General features: G+C 28.0%; 17 protein-coding genes and 1 pseudogene. 1 reads left to right on the forward strand and 17 read right to left on the reverse strand.

The window, feature by feature from the left end; translation table 11 throughout:
- Positions 1 to 63: 63 nt before the first annotated feature.
- The 7 genes from IC214_RS05310 to IC214_RS05335 all read right to left on the reverse strand — a co-directional run bounded on the left by IC214_RS05310 (position 64) and on the right by IC214_RS05335 (position 4,629).
- Positions 64 to 1,152: an ABC transporter substrate-binding protein gene (locus IC214_RS05310; protein ID WP_227866348.1), complete on the reverse strand. Its 1,089-nt coding sequence runs from the start codon at positions 1,150 to 1,152 to the stop codon at positions 64 to 66.
- Positions 1,153 to 1,171: 19 nt separating this feature from the next.
- A complete protein-coding gene (locus tag IC214_RS05315) occupies positions 1,172 to 1,951 on the reverse strand; it encodes an ABC transporter ATP-binding protein (RefSeq protein ID WP_227433848.1) in 780 nt (259 codons plus the stop codon).
- Between the two features lies 1 nt (position 1,952).
- A complete protein-coding gene (locus tag IC214_RS05320; protein WP_413926636.1) occupies positions 1,953 to 2,963 on the reverse strand; it encodes a FecCD family ABC transporter permease in 1,011 nt (336 codons plus the stop codon).
- Positions 2,964 to 2,967: 4 nt separating this feature from the next.
- Complete coding sequence (locus tag IC214_RS05325; RefSeq protein WP_227481945.1) at positions 2,968 to 3,702, reverse strand: enolase N-terminal-like fold-containing protein; 735 nt, start codon at positions 3,700 to 3,702, stop codon at positions 2,968 to 2,970.
- A 280-nt stretch (positions 3,703 to 3,982) separates the two neighbouring features.
- On the reverse strand, positions 3,983 to 4,210 hold the full coding sequence (locus IC214_RS21080) for a PTS transporter subunit EIIB (RefSeq protein WP_227866370.1): 228 nt from the start codon (positions 4,208 to 4,210) through the stop codon (positions 3,983 to 3,985).
- An 87-nt stretch (positions 4,211 to 4,297) separates the two neighbouring features.
- Complete coding sequence (locus IC214_RS20825) at positions 4,298 to 4,429, reverse strand: hypothetical protein (protein WP_255613126.1); 132 nt, start codon at positions 4,427 to 4,429, stop codon at positions 4,298 to 4,300.
- A gap of 62 nt (positions 4,430 to 4,491) precedes the next feature.
- Positions 4,492 to 4,629, reverse strand: a complete 138-nt coding sequence (locus IC214_RS05335; protein WP_227481944.1) for a hypothetical protein — start codon at positions 4,627 to 4,629, stop codon at positions 4,492 to 4,494.
- 144 nt (positions 4,630 to 4,773) lie between these two features.
- Between IC214_RS05335 and IC214_RS05340 the strand changes: the two genes are divergently transcribed.
- Entirely contained in the window at positions 4,774 to 6,099 is a 1,326-nt protein-coding gene (locus tag IC214_RS05340) for a hypothetical protein (RefSeq protein ID WP_227862905.1), read from the forward strand.
- Positions 6,100 to 6,360: 261 nt separating this feature from the next.
- Here the strand turns inward: IC214_RS05340 and IC214_RS05345 are convergent, their stop codons facing one another.
- From IC214_RS05345 to IC214_RS05385, 10 genes and pseudogenes are all read right to left on the reverse strand, one after another.
- Complete coding sequence (locus IC214_RS05345; protein WP_227862904.1) at positions 6,361 to 7,740, reverse strand: M20 family metallopeptidase; 1,380 nt, start codon at positions 7,738 to 7,740, stop codon at positions 6,361 to 6,363.
- A 30-nt stretch (positions 7,741 to 7,770) separates the two neighbouring features.
- Positions 7,771 to 8,979: a hypothetical protein gene (locus IC214_RS05350; RefSeq protein WP_227862903.1), complete on the reverse strand. Its 1,209-nt coding sequence runs from the start codon at positions 8,977 to 8,979 to the stop codon at positions 7,771 to 7,773.
- 684 nt (positions 8,980 to 9,663) lie between these two features.
- A complete protein-coding gene (locus IC214_RS05355; RefSeq protein WP_227433831.1) occupies positions 9,664 to 10,068 on the reverse strand; it encodes a DUF3139 domain-containing protein in 405 nt (134 codons plus the stop codon).
- A gap of 210 nt (positions 10,069 to 10,278) precedes the next feature.
- Positions 10,279 to 11,466: a macrolide family glycosyltransferase gene (locus tag IC214_RS05360; RefSeq protein ID WP_227824409.1), complete on the reverse strand. Its 1,188-nt coding sequence runs from the start codon at positions 11,464 to 11,466 to the stop codon at positions 10,279 to 10,281.
- Positions 11,467 to 11,497: 31 nt separating this feature from the next.
- Entirely contained in the window at positions 11,498 to 11,713 is a 216-nt protein-coding gene (locus IC214_RS21085; protein WP_413926638.1) for an AbrB/MazE/SpoVT family DNA-binding domain-containing protein, read from the reverse strand.
- 27 nt (positions 11,714 to 11,740) lie between these two features.
- Positions 11,741 to 11,932: pseudogene (locus IC214_RS21090) on the reverse strand (helix-turn-helix transcriptional regulator); the annotation flags it as partial.
- Between the two features lie 151 nt (positions 11,933 to 12,083).
- On the reverse strand, positions 12,084 to 12,449 hold the full coding sequence (locus IC214_RS05370) for an ArsR/SmtB family transcription factor (protein ID WP_227433828.1): 366 nt from the start codon (positions 12,447 to 12,449) through the stop codon (positions 12,084 to 12,086).
- A 15-nt stretch (positions 12,450 to 12,464) separates the two neighbouring features.
- Positions 12,465 to 13,241 (reverse strand): nitroreductase family protein, encoded by a 777-nt coding sequence (locus IC214_RS05375; protein WP_227433827.1) that lies wholly within the window; start codon positions 13,239 to 13,241, stop codon positions 12,465 to 12,467.
- 393 nt (positions 13,242 to 13,634) lie between these two features.
- Positions 13,635 to 14,084: a PTS sugar transporter subunit IIA gene (locus IC214_RS05380; protein ID WP_227433826.1), complete on the reverse strand. Its 450-nt coding sequence runs from the start codon at positions 14,082 to 14,084 to the stop codon at positions 13,635 to 13,637.
- Complete coding sequence (locus IC214_RS05385; RefSeq protein ID WP_227433825.1) at positions 14,074 to 15,981, reverse strand: BglG family transcription antiterminator; 1,908 nt, start codon at positions 15,979 to 15,981, stop codon at positions 14,074 to 14,076. Before IC214_RS05385 ends, IC214_RS05380 begins: the two co-directional genes overlap by 11 nt.

Genomic DNA, 15,981 nt, shown 5'->3' on the forward strand with positions numbered 1-15,981 from the left:
ATGTCTATATATTATTTAATAACTTTATGTCTAAACATTATTTAGTAACTTTATATCTATATACTATTTAATAGCGTTTTTAGTTAATTTGCTATATTGTTCATCACTTAAATCAACATGATAAAATAACTTATAAAATTCTTTTGTTTTTTCTTTTAAATCATAATTAAAATGCTCTGGATAAAGTATTTCAGATAGCCAAATCATACCCATATATCTATTTACAGATGGAGGGAATCCCATCCAATTATATGGCGTACTTGGTGCTTCATAGTATTTACCACTAGATATAGCACTTATTTTTTGCCATTCAGCTTGACTTCCTACTTTACTATATATACTCTGTGGTGCAAACACTATTACATCTGGATTCCATAAATATAATTGTTCTAACGATACTTCATTTCCATTGCCTTTACTTGATGGGTCATTGAGCTTTGCAACATTATTTGCAAGTATATTAATAATCTCAGAGTGGAAAGACCCTTCTGCAATTACATTTGTTCCTGTGTCTCCTACGCAATAAGCAAGGTTTACTTTATTCTTATCACCTATTTTCTTCATCGTTTCTACAGTTGTATCATAAGTAGTTTTACAGTAATCAGCTAATACTTTTGCATTATCTTCTACATTTAAGATTTCTCCTAGCTTAGTGTAACATTCTGACATATTAGCAGTTGTAGCTTCTATAAATATAGTTGGTATACCTGTTTGTTCTTGTATAGAATCTAAATCTTCTTTCATGCTACCTTTCTTCTCACCTATATCGATAATTACTTGTGGTTCTGCTGCTGCAAGGGCTTCCATATTTAAATCTCCCTTACCATAAAATTGACCAAAAACAGGAAGACTAGTATACTTTTTATCCACATAGTCTTTTGAATCCTCTGTCCAATCTCCTGATAGTCCAACTAGCTTATCTGGTGCTACTGAAAATAGTACGATTTGTGCTAAACTTCCTGAAGGTGCTATTTTTTCAATATTTGCTGGAATCTCAACTTTTCTACCTACTGAATCAGTAAACATTATTGTTTTAGATGCATTTTTATCCTCTTTTTTTTCTTTAGCATCACCATTTGACGATGTACATCCAACTAAAGATGTTATTACTAAAGTTAGTACCAATAACAATGATAATAATTTCTTTTTCATTTTATCCCCCTTAAGTAAATTATATAGTTACACTTTTTGGTATGCAGACTCTAATTTTATCATCATATAAGCTGTTTAATTCTACATCTATGTTATATAATTTTTTAATTAGGCCAGAATTAATTATGTACTTAGGCACACCAAAAGCTAATATTTCATGATTGTATAAAGCTAAAACCTTGTCTGCATACAAAAAGGCTTGGTCTGGATTATGTGTTGACTGAATTATTATATATCCATCCCTTGTTAATTCTTTTACTGTATTTAATACTCTAATTTGATTACCATAATCTAAATCAGAGGTTGGCTCGTCCATAATAAGTATCTTTGCATTTTGAGCTAAAGCTCTTGCAATAAGTACTAATTGTCTTTCTCCTCCACTTAAATTTATAAAATTCCTATCTTTTAAATAGGAAATTCCTATTTTGTCTAAAGATTCTTCAACTATTTCCATTTGTTTTTTAGTAGGTTTAGACATAGGTGAAATTTGTGATGTTGTTCCCATCAATACCATTTCAACAACAGAATAACTAAATACAGGATTATGAGACTGAGGGATATAAGCTATTTTTCTTGCTAGATTCTTAATTTTGTAATCCTTCAAGTTTTTTCCATCCAATAATATTTCACCTTTATATCCTTTTAATAACTGAAGTATACACTTAAACATAGTACTTTTCCCTGCACCATTAGGTCCTAATATACATAGTAACTGACTACCTTCAACATTAAAGGATATTTGATTAAGTACATTTTGATTTTTATAAAAATAACTGAGATCTTTAACTTCTAAAATCATATTAATCCCCCCTTTTCGTAATCAGATATATGAAAAATGGTACACCAATAAACGATGTTAATATACCTATAGGTATCTCACTAGTCCATAAATTTCTAGATACATTATCAACTAACAACAAAAACGATGCTCCAAACATAGCTGATGTTGGCAATAAATAAACAAAATTATTTCCAACTAATCTTCTAGATAAATGTGGTATTACAAGACCAACCCAACCTATCATTCCACTTACAGCAACACTTGCAGAAGTTAAAAGTGTAGCACATATAATAGTAATAAATCTTATACACTTTGTATTTATCCCCATCGTTCTTGCCTCATCTTCTCCTACAGTCAATATGTTTATTTGCCAGCTAATAAGTATTAGAGGTACTATACCTATTAACATAGGAATAATTGCAAATTTTATGTCAGATATTTTAGCTCCTGATAAACTTCCCATTAACCAATATGTAATTGCAGGTAACTGGTCATTAGGGTCTGCTACAAGTTTTATAAAAGATGTACCTGAAGAAAATAATGAACTTACCATAATACCAGATAAAATTAAGCCTAACACTTTACTTCCCTTTGTTCTTTCACTTATCAAATAGACTAAAATTACAGTAATTAAACTAAAGATGAATGCACTAACTGTAACCTCTCTACCACTTTTATAAAGAAATAATGCTAAAGCAGCTCCAAATGCTGCTCCTGATGATGCCCCTAGTATATCTGGTGATGCCATAGGATTTAAAAAAATATATTGATATGATGCTCCTGCAGCTGCCAATGCCCCACCTACTAAACATGCAAGTACTATTCTTGGTAATCTAACATTTAAAAATATAGTTTCCATGCTATCTGTCCAAAACTTATCTATATTACATATTTTCGAAACTAAAATTCCAAATACTTGATGTGGTTCTACTGGATATTTTCCAAGTGCTAATGATACTAATATCAATGTAATCAATATTATAACTAAACAAAACATAATTAACTTATTACTTTTTGCACTCTTATTCACTTATTTAATCCCCTTTTGTCTCCACTATTTTCATTATGTTACCTGTCTTTTCGATATCCTCATAAGGTGCACTTATTTTTACTAAATTAAAACATTTATCTATATCATCTACAACAAATCCACCTATATTTTTTATACCTAATTTTTTGAAATCTGAAGATATAGGTGTCGATATATCACAAATTATGCTTTCTTTATTAAGTGAATCATTTGCTATTTTTATTAAATGTTTATTAATAATTAAGTCTCCTCCTAAATATGTACTATCATAGTTTTCTACTAAATATCCATATGCTGATATGTTGTAATCCTCTTCTACTATTTTTCTATTGAAAAAATCCACATCATATCTAAATTTAATTTTATTTTTATTTTGAAGATTTCCCTCTACTACTGCTATTTTTTTTGATGAATCATCAATCATGGAAATGAAATGATGATTAATTTTCTCTAGGCTTAATGTTTTATTGCAAATATTCTGATTATAATAAGAATTTATTGCTGCTAATCCTAAACTAGCTTCTATAAAATTCCAAGATTTAATTGACTTGCATAAATCTTTTAAAGACATATTTATTTTTATATCGTTTTCAAAAGGAAATCTTTTATCAGATAATAAATGACTAATACCTGCTCCATAATCTGTTATTACCATAGCAAACTCTGAGCCTATAATAAAATCTTTTACTCTTATGTTTTCTGGTATTTTATCTATTAAATTATTATAAAACTCCCACATTTTGTCACCCCCTTCAAAGTAATTATATTATGTTTTATTATATTTAGCTATATTTTTTTATATTTTTCTGTATTTTTAGTTATGTTTCATTATGTTTTACTATGTTTAATTATATTACACTTCATTATTTTTTAATTTAACCGTTCTATTTTGAAATCATAAGTTTATTTAGTAGATGTGGCTATTATGCACAAGTTTTCCATAGATTCAAAATAACTATAATACTCTTGCAACTAAAAAAGCCATGCAAACTAATCTAATTTACATGGCTTTATACTCATCAATCTACACCTAACACAACTTTAATTTTAGATTCTATTGTAATAACTCTTGGCCCAAATATAACTTGAACTGAATTTTTCTTCCTAACAACTCCACTTGCACCTAGCTCATTTACCCAAAAACCATCCTCATAGAATCCATCTATTGGGTTTAGCTCTACTCTAGACCTAGTTGCACAGTTCGTAATACTTTTTATATTGTCACTTCCTGCTAAACCTTCTATTATAGAATGTACAAGTTCTGTATCTTTGTCTTCTACTGTATCTTCTACTGCACAATTATTTACTGCTTTAAAATTATCTACATCTTGTCTTTATCTATACTCTTTCTTACTGTAAAGCTTAACTTCTTCTGAGCTTCTTCCTGGTGTCTTTATATCAAACTTCTTAATTGCACATGTGAATATTACATAAGTAACTATAAAGAATATTGGTAAGTATCTCATTACAATAAATCCTAAATCATTTATTACTTTAATGAATATATTTATAAATAAGTCTTCATGTATTAATCCACAAGCCTTAAATCAGAAACATTTTCCATATTTGCAAAAGCTAACCCTAATTCTATAAATATCCCTGCTAGAACAAGTAATATAATAGGAATCATCATTGATTCAGAAAGTACTTGTAATTTATCCTTCATCTTGTATAGATTATAATTAGTTAGACAATAAATATTTGAGCATGATATTATTATATATAATAGTACAAAGAAATATAGTTTTGCCATGAATAGAAAAAGTAAAAGTTATATAAATAACTATAATAATTGAAAAGGAAGTAATCTATGAAAATAGCAATCATAACAACTGAATTTTTAAAAGAATTTGTAGCGAATTCTATAAAAAAATTAAATATTAATGCAGAAATTGAAATATATATTTATAAAGATTTTTCTCATGTTGGAGATTTATATCTAGAAATTGAAGATAAGTTTGATGGATTCGCAGTCAGTGGACCTATACCTAAGGAAGCTATTACAAAAAAAGTTGGTACTATAAAAAAACCTTTAGTTGATTTTGGTACTGATTTACAAAGTTATTATGATATGTTTCTAAAACTTATTTTTAAATACAATACATTAGATTTTTCTAGAGCATACTTTGACCTAATGGACTGGGCAGATAATCCAAAAGACATATCATATTATTTATCAAATGGTACTTTTGGAGATTTAATGTATAGTATTAATGAAAATACATCCAAAATGAGTTTATCTGATATAGCAGAGCTTGAAAAAAATATTGAAAAAAAACATATTAAGTTATGGAATGAAGGGAAAATTGATTTTTCTACTACTCGTTTTAGTAGTATTGTCCCTATGTTACAAGATGCAGGAGTAAATTTTCACTTCATATATCCTGACATAAATTTATTGAAAAGTACTTTTAATGAATTAATAAAGGACATTCATCTGCATAGAATGAAGGTAAACCAACCTGGTGTAATATATATAACAGTTAAAGATATGAACCATTATGATTATACTATAGACCAAATTTATAAAATATTAAACAATCTAAAAAAAGATAAATTAACTGATTTTATAATTGAAAAGGATACTAGCTCTTTTAAGATTTTTACTAAATGTGAGACCATTAAATCATTAACTAAAAATTTCACTACATGTTATATAAAAGAATCTATTGAAAATAGTATAAACCTTAAAGTATGTGTTGGGTATGGAATTGGTAATAATATAAAACAAGCCATGTCTAATGCTATAAATGCTAATAAGGAATCTAAAATAAATCCTTTAAACTACAGTTTCTTAGTTAATGAAAGTTATGAGACAATAGGCCCTTTACTATGTGATAAATTACTTACTGTTTCAAATAAAGTAACTCCACACATAAATACAATTGCTAAAAATTCCAAATTGTCTACTCTTACTATTCAAAAGATTATATCCGTTATTGAAATTCTACAAAGAGATGAAGTTACTCCTAAGGAATTATCTTCTTGTTTAAATGTAACAGTAAGAACTGCCAATAGATTTTTAAGTAGTCTACTAAAGTCTGGAAATGCTACTATATTATACGAAAAACAAAACTCAACAAAAGGTAGACCTGAGAGGGTATACAAATTATTTATATCAGAAAACAAACATTAAAATCTAGAGTACATAAAAATATTTTATCATTGAATAGTAAATAAAGTTATATGATTTTCTAAAAGGTATATCCCATATTTGTTTTTTAAGATATACCTTTTGTGATATTTATTAATAATTTATGTTATTCCCTATTAAAATTATTTTCTAGCTATTTCACTTCGCAATGAGCAAATAAACAGTAAAATTTCGTGTTCTTTTGATAATGAAAAAATGCTGGCATAAAAATTGTAATCTTATATTTTAAACTTTATATCTCATTTAAGGAGTTGGAATATCATCTGGAATAGGACACTTATATGTTTTTCCATTCATAGATTTATCGAATTCTTCTTTTGCCTTTTTAGCTATATCTGGATTATTCAGTATCTTAGCTCCAAACATAGCCATAATTTTTGCCGCATATATCATACCTTTTTCTCCAATAGAACTTCCTGCACAAGATGTAAACTGCCAACTATGCCCAGGTGCCCCTAGGTTTGTACATCCTGTAAAAAAGTAGGCTGTAGGAACTATATGCATTACATCTCCAATATCAGTAGAACCATAGCTATTAAAGTTCGTAACATTTCCTCCACCATAATATAGATGAGTTCCTTCTGGTAAATTATATTTATTTATCATAGCCTTATATTGTTGTGGGCTTTGTCTATCTAATTCAGCTGCAAAATCCAATTCATCTTGAGTCCAAGGCTCTTGTTTAATATTATCCATACATTCTGACACAAGATTTGCTAAGACATGATTATTTAGAGTATTATAACATCCTCCTAAAAACTCTACTTCAACCTCAGTCTCAGTCATCATTGCAGCTCCTTTTGCTACTTTTATAAGTCTTTCATATGTATTTTCTACAGCTTCCCTACTTAAAGCTCTTGTATAATACCATACTGATGCTTTATCAGGAACTATGTTAGGTGCTACTCCTCCACCTGTAATGGTATAATGAATTCTTACATCAGAAGTAACATGTTCTCTCAAATAATTAGCTCCTACATTAGTAAGTTCTACAGCATCTAAAGCACTTCTTCCATTTTGCGGGTCTGAACCAGCATGTGCAGTTTTTCCTTTAAAATGAAATTTTACAGAGTTAACAGCTGTTGATATACCAATTGTAGCTTCACTAATCTTATTTGGATGAAAATTTATAGCTAAGTCTAATCCTTCAAATGCACCACCTCTAGCCATAAATCCTTTCCCTGTTAATTGTTCTTCTCCTGGACATGCATAAAATACTATAGTTCCACTTAAATGGTTTTCTATCATTTCTCTTTTAAGTCCTACTACTGCTCCTACATGTGCAGTACATAATAAGTTATGTCCACATCCATGACCATAACCTCCCAATTCAAATGCTTCTTGCTTTGTTGAAACTTTTTGGTTTAAACCAGGTAGCGCATCAAACTCTCCCATAAAACCTATAACTGGTTTTCCTGAGCCAAAACTAGCTTTAATAGCTGTAGCTAAGCCTCCTACTCCTATTTCTACATCAAATCCTTCACTTCTTAGAAAATTTGCTGTATTTTCACATGCTTTGAATTCTTTAAATGCTTTCTCTGGATTTTTCCATATTTTCTTACTTAAATCATCAAGTTTGAGTCTTTTTTCATCTATCTCATTTATAGAAATATTTCCTATCATTAACTTTACCTCCCATAAATCTATTTTACATTAACCAAATATAATTGGACCTATTATACTAGCAAATGCCACTGAAGCAATAGTTACAGTAACAAATCCCCCTATAATCATTTTTGGTAATAAATAATCTGTTGCCCTTTGCTTCTCTTCTACAGTTCCTTCCATAGCATCAATACCTTCATTAGAAATTATCTGTGTTGCTGGATAAGCAAGCATACAAGTTACACCAATTGCTGCTGACATTCTTGGAGAGTATCCTAATAACTTTCCTACAATTGCAGTAAATAGTATTATGAATACAGCTCCTACAACTAGAATTCCTATAGTTGGAACAATCATTGCAAATAATGCTGTTGGAGTTACCTTAGCAAGTCCTCCAGGTAACATTAACATACATCCAAACATTATAATTCCATTAGATTGAGATTTATCTAAAATTCCCTTTTCTAAAAATCCTATTCGTGTAAAAATTAAACCTACTAACAAGCATGCTATATTTGGATTTAAATAATAATTTGCTGGAGTAAATCCTGGTATTAGAGTAGCTAATCCTACAAAGTTTCCAATCATAGCAACAAATGAAAGTTTTGCAAGATATACTAGATTGGAGGATTTCTTATTTGATTCTTCTTTAAAAATTCTCATACTTGGAAGCTTAAAATTACTCTTTGATACATCCTTTAAGAAATCTCCCCTATCTCTTTTAAATTTTAATTCTTTATTTATGCAATATGTTGTTATAGGAATACCAAAGAATTTTTGAAATGACAATACTAAAATTACAAATGCTGCAAGTTCAGGTCTATTTGCTGCTTCTGCAACCGTTGTTACAATAATACCAGCAACAGTAGAACCTGCTATTGGAGGTGCTGCTATTAAAGCATACTCTCTACCAAATAACATACTACCAACTGTGAAACAACCAACCGCTATGCCTACAATACCTACTAATGCAATTACAACTGTTTTCCATTCATGGCATAAATCCTCAAGGTTTATAAGCGTTCCCAAGTTAGTTATTAACAATGCTATACCAAAGTTACTCATTGCAGCTAATATCCCTGATGCTCCTGTAACGTCTTTTGGAAGAATATTTGTCCAAAAGCCTAATAAAAATATAATACATACAAATAGCAATGTTGAAATTGCACCTTTTGTTTTCTTAGATAAAAACTCACTAAAAGCATAAATCATTACACATACAGTAAAGCAAGTAAGCGGATTCCAAAAATTTTCCATTGTTGTTTCCTCCTAAATATAATAATTTTTATCAATAAAACAATAATTATAAAGTGTGTATTCTGTAGTTATTCTCAACTACATATAGCACAATTTGATATTTTTTGATGATATTTTATACGTCTCAAATTATTCCTAAAATGCCTAATATAAATTAATAACATATCCATTAATATTGTTAAGAGATACCTTATTTTAACTATTTCTTTTAAGTCTTCTTTAGGTGCAAACTTGTATTTGCTAATGCCTCCCCTCTTTAAGTTAGACTATATCTAGCGACTTTAGAAATCGTATTCCTAGCAATAACAATTATTTGTCATATTAAATAAATGATAAACTATATGTCTATAGTAGTCCTAAATTATTCTTAAATTAGTAAAAAAAAATAAATTTACTAAAATAAGGTCACTAGTTTTTATTTTGTCAAACTATTCTTGATATAAATTATAATTTCAAACTTTACTTTTGTCAATATATTCTGACAATAAATTACAAGTTTATAGTTTTAGAATTATTCTTAATCTTCTTATATCACCATGTACTTTATACTTAAATGATTATCATTCAGAAGTTATTCTAGAAGATTCCTACTATATATTACTTTTTATACAATATACTTTTTTAAGATTGAATATAATGTTATGTATCTATTTTTCAATAAAAATACTCCTATTTTATCATGAGCTATTTATCCAACATGCCTTTAAGATAAATTGGTGGATGCTTTACACCTTTTAATTCTTCATTGCTTTTTAAAAGTTTATTATTATTTTCCATATCATAAATTTGTAACATTACTTTATTTACATATAGAGCATAATAATCATCACTATAAAAATATTGATATTCATATTGAGGGTCATCTTTGTAATATACTCTATATAGTATTCCTTTGTAGCTTGCTTTCTTTGCTTTTTCTCTTGTAATACTCTTTATATTATCTTTTGAAATATCTTGCTTTACCATATACTTGTTAATATATATTTCAGCCTCCTTCCATGGTTTAATGTAGTTTTTATACACAACAAACCCTGTTACACTTATAATACTTATAATTAATACTCCTAAAATAACTTTATACTTTTTCATATTAATCCTCCCTACTTCAATCTAAATTTTTTTCAGTTCTAATGTTAAAAACTTGATATAATATACTAAAAAAGAGATGTTATATTTTTTTATTAAAATATAACATCTCTCATATTTAGTATCAATATATATGCCCCAACTGGTAGGTTAAGTGACCCCACTGTCAGTATTTTGATTAAGTGGTATGTATTGTCCATTTTAACCAATTTACTATATTTTAATTGCTCTACTATCACATATAAACTGTAATATCACATCTGCTGCTTTTTTTGAACCTCCTGCATTATAAAAACTTTTTGATAGTTTAGTTGCATTTTCTTTGTATTCATTATCATTCATAACTTGAAATACTGCATCTTTAATATCTTTTGATTTATTTTCTTTTAACATGAGCCCTGCGCCCAAATAAGTAACTCTATTAGCTACCATTCTCTGCTCCGAATGTTGTGGAAATAATACCATAGGTACTCCATAATATAAACTTTCATTAACACTATTCATCCCACAATGAGTAATAAACACATCAGTTTCTTGAAGTACAGTAGTCTGTTTGACACTATTTTTAACTTCAAAATTATTTGGTATATGTCCTAAACTTTTAATATCAGTATCACTACCAACAGACATAATTACATCAACCTCATAATCTTCAAATGCATTTATACAGTTTTTATAAAAGTTAATATTTTTATTATTAATTGTACCAAGTGAAATATATATTAGCTTTTTCTTTCTCTCTTTGGATCCAATAATTACCTTTGATACTGATGGCCCTACAAATGAATATTTACTAGAAAAAGTTTCTACCATTGGTTGAAATTCTTTTGATGTATATACAATAGTATTCGTATCATCATCATTAGAAACTATAGAAATAAAGTTTTTTACCTCATATCCTTTTCTTCGTAAAAGCTTTATTTTTTTATTAATACGTCTCATACCAAAAACCATACGTATAATTTCTATAAAGCTTTGTTTCATCATCTTCGCTGTATGTTTATTAATCGCGAAAGTTGTTGTAGAACATATATATGGAATATTAAGTTTTTGTGCAAATAATTTTCCCCAAAAACTTAGTGAATCTGATACAATACAATCTGGATTAAATTCTTTAAGTTCTCTACAAACTTTTTCATCTAAAGATATGGTAGTATCTACTATCATCTCAATTAACCCAGAAAAATCTTTACCAATTTTTTTCTCATCTCCAGGACGTAATTCTGGAAGATATTTATCACAACAAATAAATTTTGCTCCAGCACCTTCAATTTTATCTTTAAATTCATTAAAAGAATAGTACAATACCTCATTCCTTCTATCTACCAATTCACGAACTACTTCAACGGTAGGATTGGTGTGACCATATGCAGGAATACTGAAAAATACTATTTTACCCATATTTTATCCATCCTTTTATAATTTTTTTAAATTACTCTTCTTTACTTATTACCCCCATATGACCTATAAAATTTATCAAATCACGTTGATGAACAATTCCTAATCCTCTTTCTTCATCTCCTAGTATCAATAATTTGTCCCCTGAGTTTATATTAAATACATCCCTTGCTTCTTTTGGAATAACAATCTGACCACGTTCACCAACTACGACAGCTCCAAAGAAAAATTTTCCTGTAGGTGGTACTATAATCCCTGATTTTTCTTCCGAATGATTAACTAAATCATCTAATCTGACATTATACAATTTTGCAAGTTTAATACAACTATCTATATCAGGAGTAGATTCTCCATTTTCCCATTTTGCTACTGATTGTCTAGAAACATTAAGTTTTTCAGCTAATTCTTCTTGTGTGTACTGGTGAATTTTTCTTAGTCTTTTCAAATTCGTATTAATCATATTTTTCATACCTCCTATGTTTATAGTATTAGATTTATTACTTAAATTCTATCAACTAATCTTAACATTCATGTATATATTTTTATACATAAAAAAGAGCTATCACAGAACAAATTTAATTTATTCATGCGACAACCCCTTTTTGCTAAATCACTTTACTTTACTCACCTTTTCTTACATCATCTTCACCAATATGTTGTATTCCAACAAATATAAGATTTATTAGCTCTGTTAGTGATTTCCATTGTGATTTTTTTGAATCAAGATAATAATAATTTCTAGTTCCTTCTCTACGTACATTAACAATTTCTGCTTCTTTCAATATTTTAAGATGATGAGATACAGCAGGACGAGAAAGATGTGTTTTTTCTGTAATTTCTCCTACTCGTATACCATTGAAGTCACTTTCTAGGAGTGTGATTAAAATTAACTGTCTAGTTTCATCTCCCATAGCAGAAATAGCTTTACGACATTCTTTAAATTTAGATGTTATTTCTTGTATTCTTTGCTGACATTCTTTTTCCATAAACTCCTCCATACCTTATAAGTATCTAACACTTGCTGGTTCTTTTTGTGCAGTACGTCTATATTTAACATCTGGATAGCCAATCACTAGTGTCATAAGTACATGATTCCTGTGTTTTAGACCTAAAAGTTTTTTTAACTTTGGTGAATTATTTGCTACATCTGAAAAATATCCACTAAATAAAACCCCCAGACCATAAGATTCTGCCATTAGTGCCATATTAGATGCTGCAAGTGAACCACTAATCTTATCTTTTGTTACTATCATTATTGCAATAGGAGCATGCTTGAAGAAAAAGTTATCATCAACCTCAACTTCCTTTGAATATTTAACAGCAATATTTGCAATAGGTTTTATTTTTCTAAAAAATCTCACTGCTTCCTTTTCATATATTGCTTTTTTATTGTCTAAAACAATATATGATACATCTTGTGAATTTTTAGCACTAGGTGTGTATCTACCTGCTTCAATAATTTGCTTTACAATTTCTGAAGAAACTTCTTTATCTTTAAATTTCCGGATACTTCTTCTAGATTTAATTGCCATTAGTAATTCATCTGAGTCTAAGTTTGGCTTATTTGTAAGTTCTATTGGTGGTTCATCAAACCCAGTAAGTGTAATAGCTTCTTTGGGACAGATTGCTGCACAGTGTCCACACATTAGACAATCTTGTTTTTTAATTACTGATTTTTTATTTTCTATAATTATATTATTTACTGGACAATCATTTTTACAAAGTCCACATCCAATACAAAGGTCTTTATTAACTTCAATTATATGTTGATATTTCATATACATTCATCTACCTTTCGTTCATTAGTTTAAACTATTATAACACGAAGATGTTTTTTATATTCATTGGTAAAGAATTTGATTACCATTAAATTTTTAATACCTCTATTACACAAGTTTTTCATAGATTTTAAAGTATTATAGGTTTTGTATAATAAAAAAGACAAACTTGAAATTTAAGCTCGTCTTTTTTATCTCTTACTATAAAATAAACTCTCTCTTCCTTTTTAGCAAATCTCTCCATGAATCCTGCTACATTATTATCAACTAATAACTTTCCTTTGTTTAATCCTAATAACTCATATCAATAATTTGGCACATGTTTATAATCGGTAACGATGATAACACATTTTTCATTCCAAAATAAATTCAAATTTATAGTTTATACAATATCTATGCTTCATAAAATACACCTACTATTTCTTTTTTGGTATGTGCACTTAAAAGCCTTTCACTTATATCTTTACCACCTAAAATATAAGATATTTTAGATATTAACATTATATCTTCTTTACCTTCAGATTGTGGCATAGCAAACATAATTACTAATTTTACAGGCAAGCCATCTATACTTGGCCAATCTACACCTTCTCTAGATTTACCTATTACCACAGATGCTTTCTTTACATACTTTGTTTTTCCATGTGGCATAGCCATTTGATAACCTATACTTGTAGAGCCCATTTTCTCTCTATGCTTTAGTGCCTTTATAAACTTACTTTTTGAAGTTATACTTCCTTTATCATATAATTTATCTACTAATTCTTGTATTATACCTTCTTTTGTAGTTGATTTTAAGTCTAAAATAACACTTTCTTCGCTTAATATTTCTCTAATTTCCATTTATTTTCTCCAGTACATTGTTATCAAATAATATTTTAATATCCTCTTCTCTTTCGCAATCTATTATATAATTTATATAGTTCTTTTGCCTATATAGATTTGATACTTCAATCAGAATATGTTTTAAAAAGCTATGATTACTAGTTTCTAAGTAAAGGTCAATCGTTCTATTAATATTATTGACATTCATTATTCCCTTATTTACTTTACTTTGATTGCATATATATATATTTAAATCTTTTCCTAATGCAATAGATTCATATTTACTGCTTAAATTCATACCTATTAAACTTCTCATCTGGCTTACATCAAAATTAAAATATATATTATCTTTTAAATATACTCCTAATAAGTTTGTATCTAAGTCCATACTTTTTCTAGGTTTATTAAGTAAAGCATTTTTTATATTATTAATATCACTTTCCATTAATAGTACTGATACAACTATATGTGATTTCTCTTTCAAATCTAAATTTACAGTAGATATTACAAAATCTACATCATCCAAATTTCGCTTATTCAACTGATGCATGGGAATTATATCAACTATAGTCCATTCAGGAAATTCTCTTTTTAATCTAGCAGCAAGAAGCTGAGATGTTCCATATCCTGTATTACAAACGACTATTACTCTTTTACTACTCATATTTCTTTCTATAGCTGCTTGAAAATATGTAGCAATATACGAAACTTCATCTATACTAATATTCTTCAGATTATAATGCTCTGTCATAATATTTATAGTCATCATGCATAACCCCAATACCTCAGAAAATCGCTCTTGTATCTCTTCTAATAATGGATTTTTTATTTGGATATCATATCTTAATCTGTTTAACATGTGTCTTACATGAGATGTCAGACTTTTTTGCAGTAGTTCATCATCTTTAAGATTTATATTTAAAAACTGTGACATATTCTCTATCATTATAGATGATATTTTTTCACTATCACTTAATATATCTGATTCATCATTGCAACGCTTATTGCTTTCGCTACTAAATCCAGATGATACTAAATATATATATATATATTTAATTTCATCTTTAGTTATTTTTACTCTGTATCTATTTTCTATTTTACCTATAAGTGTAGTGACCTTTTGATATACTAACTCATCCAAATTACATATAGAGACTTCCTTTTCTTCCTGAAAATCTATTTGATTACCTTCTTCAACTCTCTTTAAGCATATAAGTATATGTGTAATTAAATTTATATAGTAGGGCTGACTTATAACATATCCTAAATTATCTTCTAATTCTGTAATTATAGTTTCTACAAATATGATAGAATCAATATCAAATAAATTTATCAATGCACTAAATGTAGCAGAATCTAATCTGGTTAACTCAGATATATCGTGCTGTTCATAATTTTCATCTAATAAATCATCTACCATCTTAGCAATCGATTTCCTTATATCTACTTCTTTACCTATAATTTTAGTTCCCTCTAAGGTTTTATTAAGTTTTAAATTATATTCTTTTATCCATTCCTCTATATATTTAAAATCATTTACTATAGAAGTTTTACTTACATAATATTTATCCGATAACTGATTTATTGAAGTTATATTATTTGAATTTAATAATAGATATTTTAAAATTTCCATTCTTCTTTGCTCTACTGATAAAGACTTATTTCCCTTTGGTTGTATATTTAAACTATTAATTAGGTCTATATCTTTCTTTGCTGACGCTTCTATTAATATTCCGCAACCCCTTTTTATATCAATTTTTATACCGAAAGTTTCTAAGTATATCTCAATCATCTTCAAATCTTTTTGTAATGTTTTATCTGATACATTTAATTTATCTTTAAAGTATTTTATAGGTCTATATTCATTTTCATTTAATATCAATTTAAGAAATTCAATTTGCCTTGATGCAAGCAT

This window comes from Clostridioides sp. ES-S-0190-01, assembly GCF_020658275.1.
Taxonomy (GTDB): domain Bacteria; phylum Bacillota; class Clostridia; order Peptostreptococcales; family Peptostreptococcaceae; genus Clostridioides.

Excerpts from the sequence above, each read along its gene's own strand:
- IC214_RS05310 (WP_227866348.1), bottom strand. The coding sequence starts at position 1,152 with ATGAAAAAGAAATTATTATCATTGTTATTGGTACTAACTTTAGTAATA.
- IC214_RS05315 (WP_227433848.1), bottom strand. The coding sequence starts at position 1,951 with ATGATTTTAGAAGTTAAAGATCTCAGTTATTTTTATAAAAATCAAAAT.
- IC214_RS05325 (WP_227481945.1), bottom strand. The coding sequence starts at position 3,702 with ATGTGGGAGTTTTATAATAATTTAATAGATAAAATACCAGAAAACATA.
- IC214_RS20825 (WP_255613126.1), bottom strand. The coding sequence starts at position 4,429 with ATGAGATACTTACCAATATTCTTTATAGTTACTTATGTAATATTCACA.
- IC214_RS05335 (WP_227481944.1), bottom strand. The coding sequence starts at position 4,629 with ATGAAGGATAAATTACAAGTACTTTCTGAATCAATGATGATTCCTATT.
- IC214_RS05340 (WP_227862905.1), top strand. The coding sequence starts at position 4,774 with ATGAAAATAGCAATCATAACAACTGAATTTTTAAAAGAATTTGTAGCG.
- IC214_RS05345 (WP_227862904.1), bottom strand. The coding sequence starts at position 7,740 with ATGATAGGAAATATTTCTATAAATGAGATAGATGAAAAAAGACTCAAA.
- IC214_RS05350 (WP_227862903.1), bottom strand. The coding sequence starts at position 8,979 with ATGGAAAATTTTTGGAATCCGCTTACTTGCTTTACTGTATGTGTAATG.
- IC214_RS05355 (WP_227433831.1), bottom strand. The coding sequence starts at position 10,068 with ATGAAAAAGTATAAAGTTATTTTAGGAGTATTAATTATAAGTATTATA.
- IC214_RS05360 (WP_227824409.1), bottom strand. The coding sequence starts at position 11,466 with ATGGGTAAAATAGTATTTTTCAGTATTCCTGCATATGGTCACACCAAT.
- IC214_RS05370 (WP_227433828.1), bottom strand. The coding sequence starts at position 12,449 with ATGGAAAAAGAATGTCAGCAAAGAATACAAGAAATAACATCTAAATTT.
- IC214_RS05375 (WP_227433827.1), bottom strand. The coding sequence starts at position 13,241 with ATGAAATATCAACATATAATTGAAGTTAATAAAGACCTTTGTATTGGA.
- IC214_RS05380 (WP_227433826.1), bottom strand. The coding sequence starts at position 14,084 with ATGGAAATTAGAGAAATATTAAGCGAAGAAAGTGTTATTTTAGACTTA.
- IC214_RS05385 (WP_227433825.1), bottom strand. The coding sequence starts at position 15,981 with ATGCTTGCATCAAGGCAAATTGAATTTCTTAAATTGATATTAAATGAA.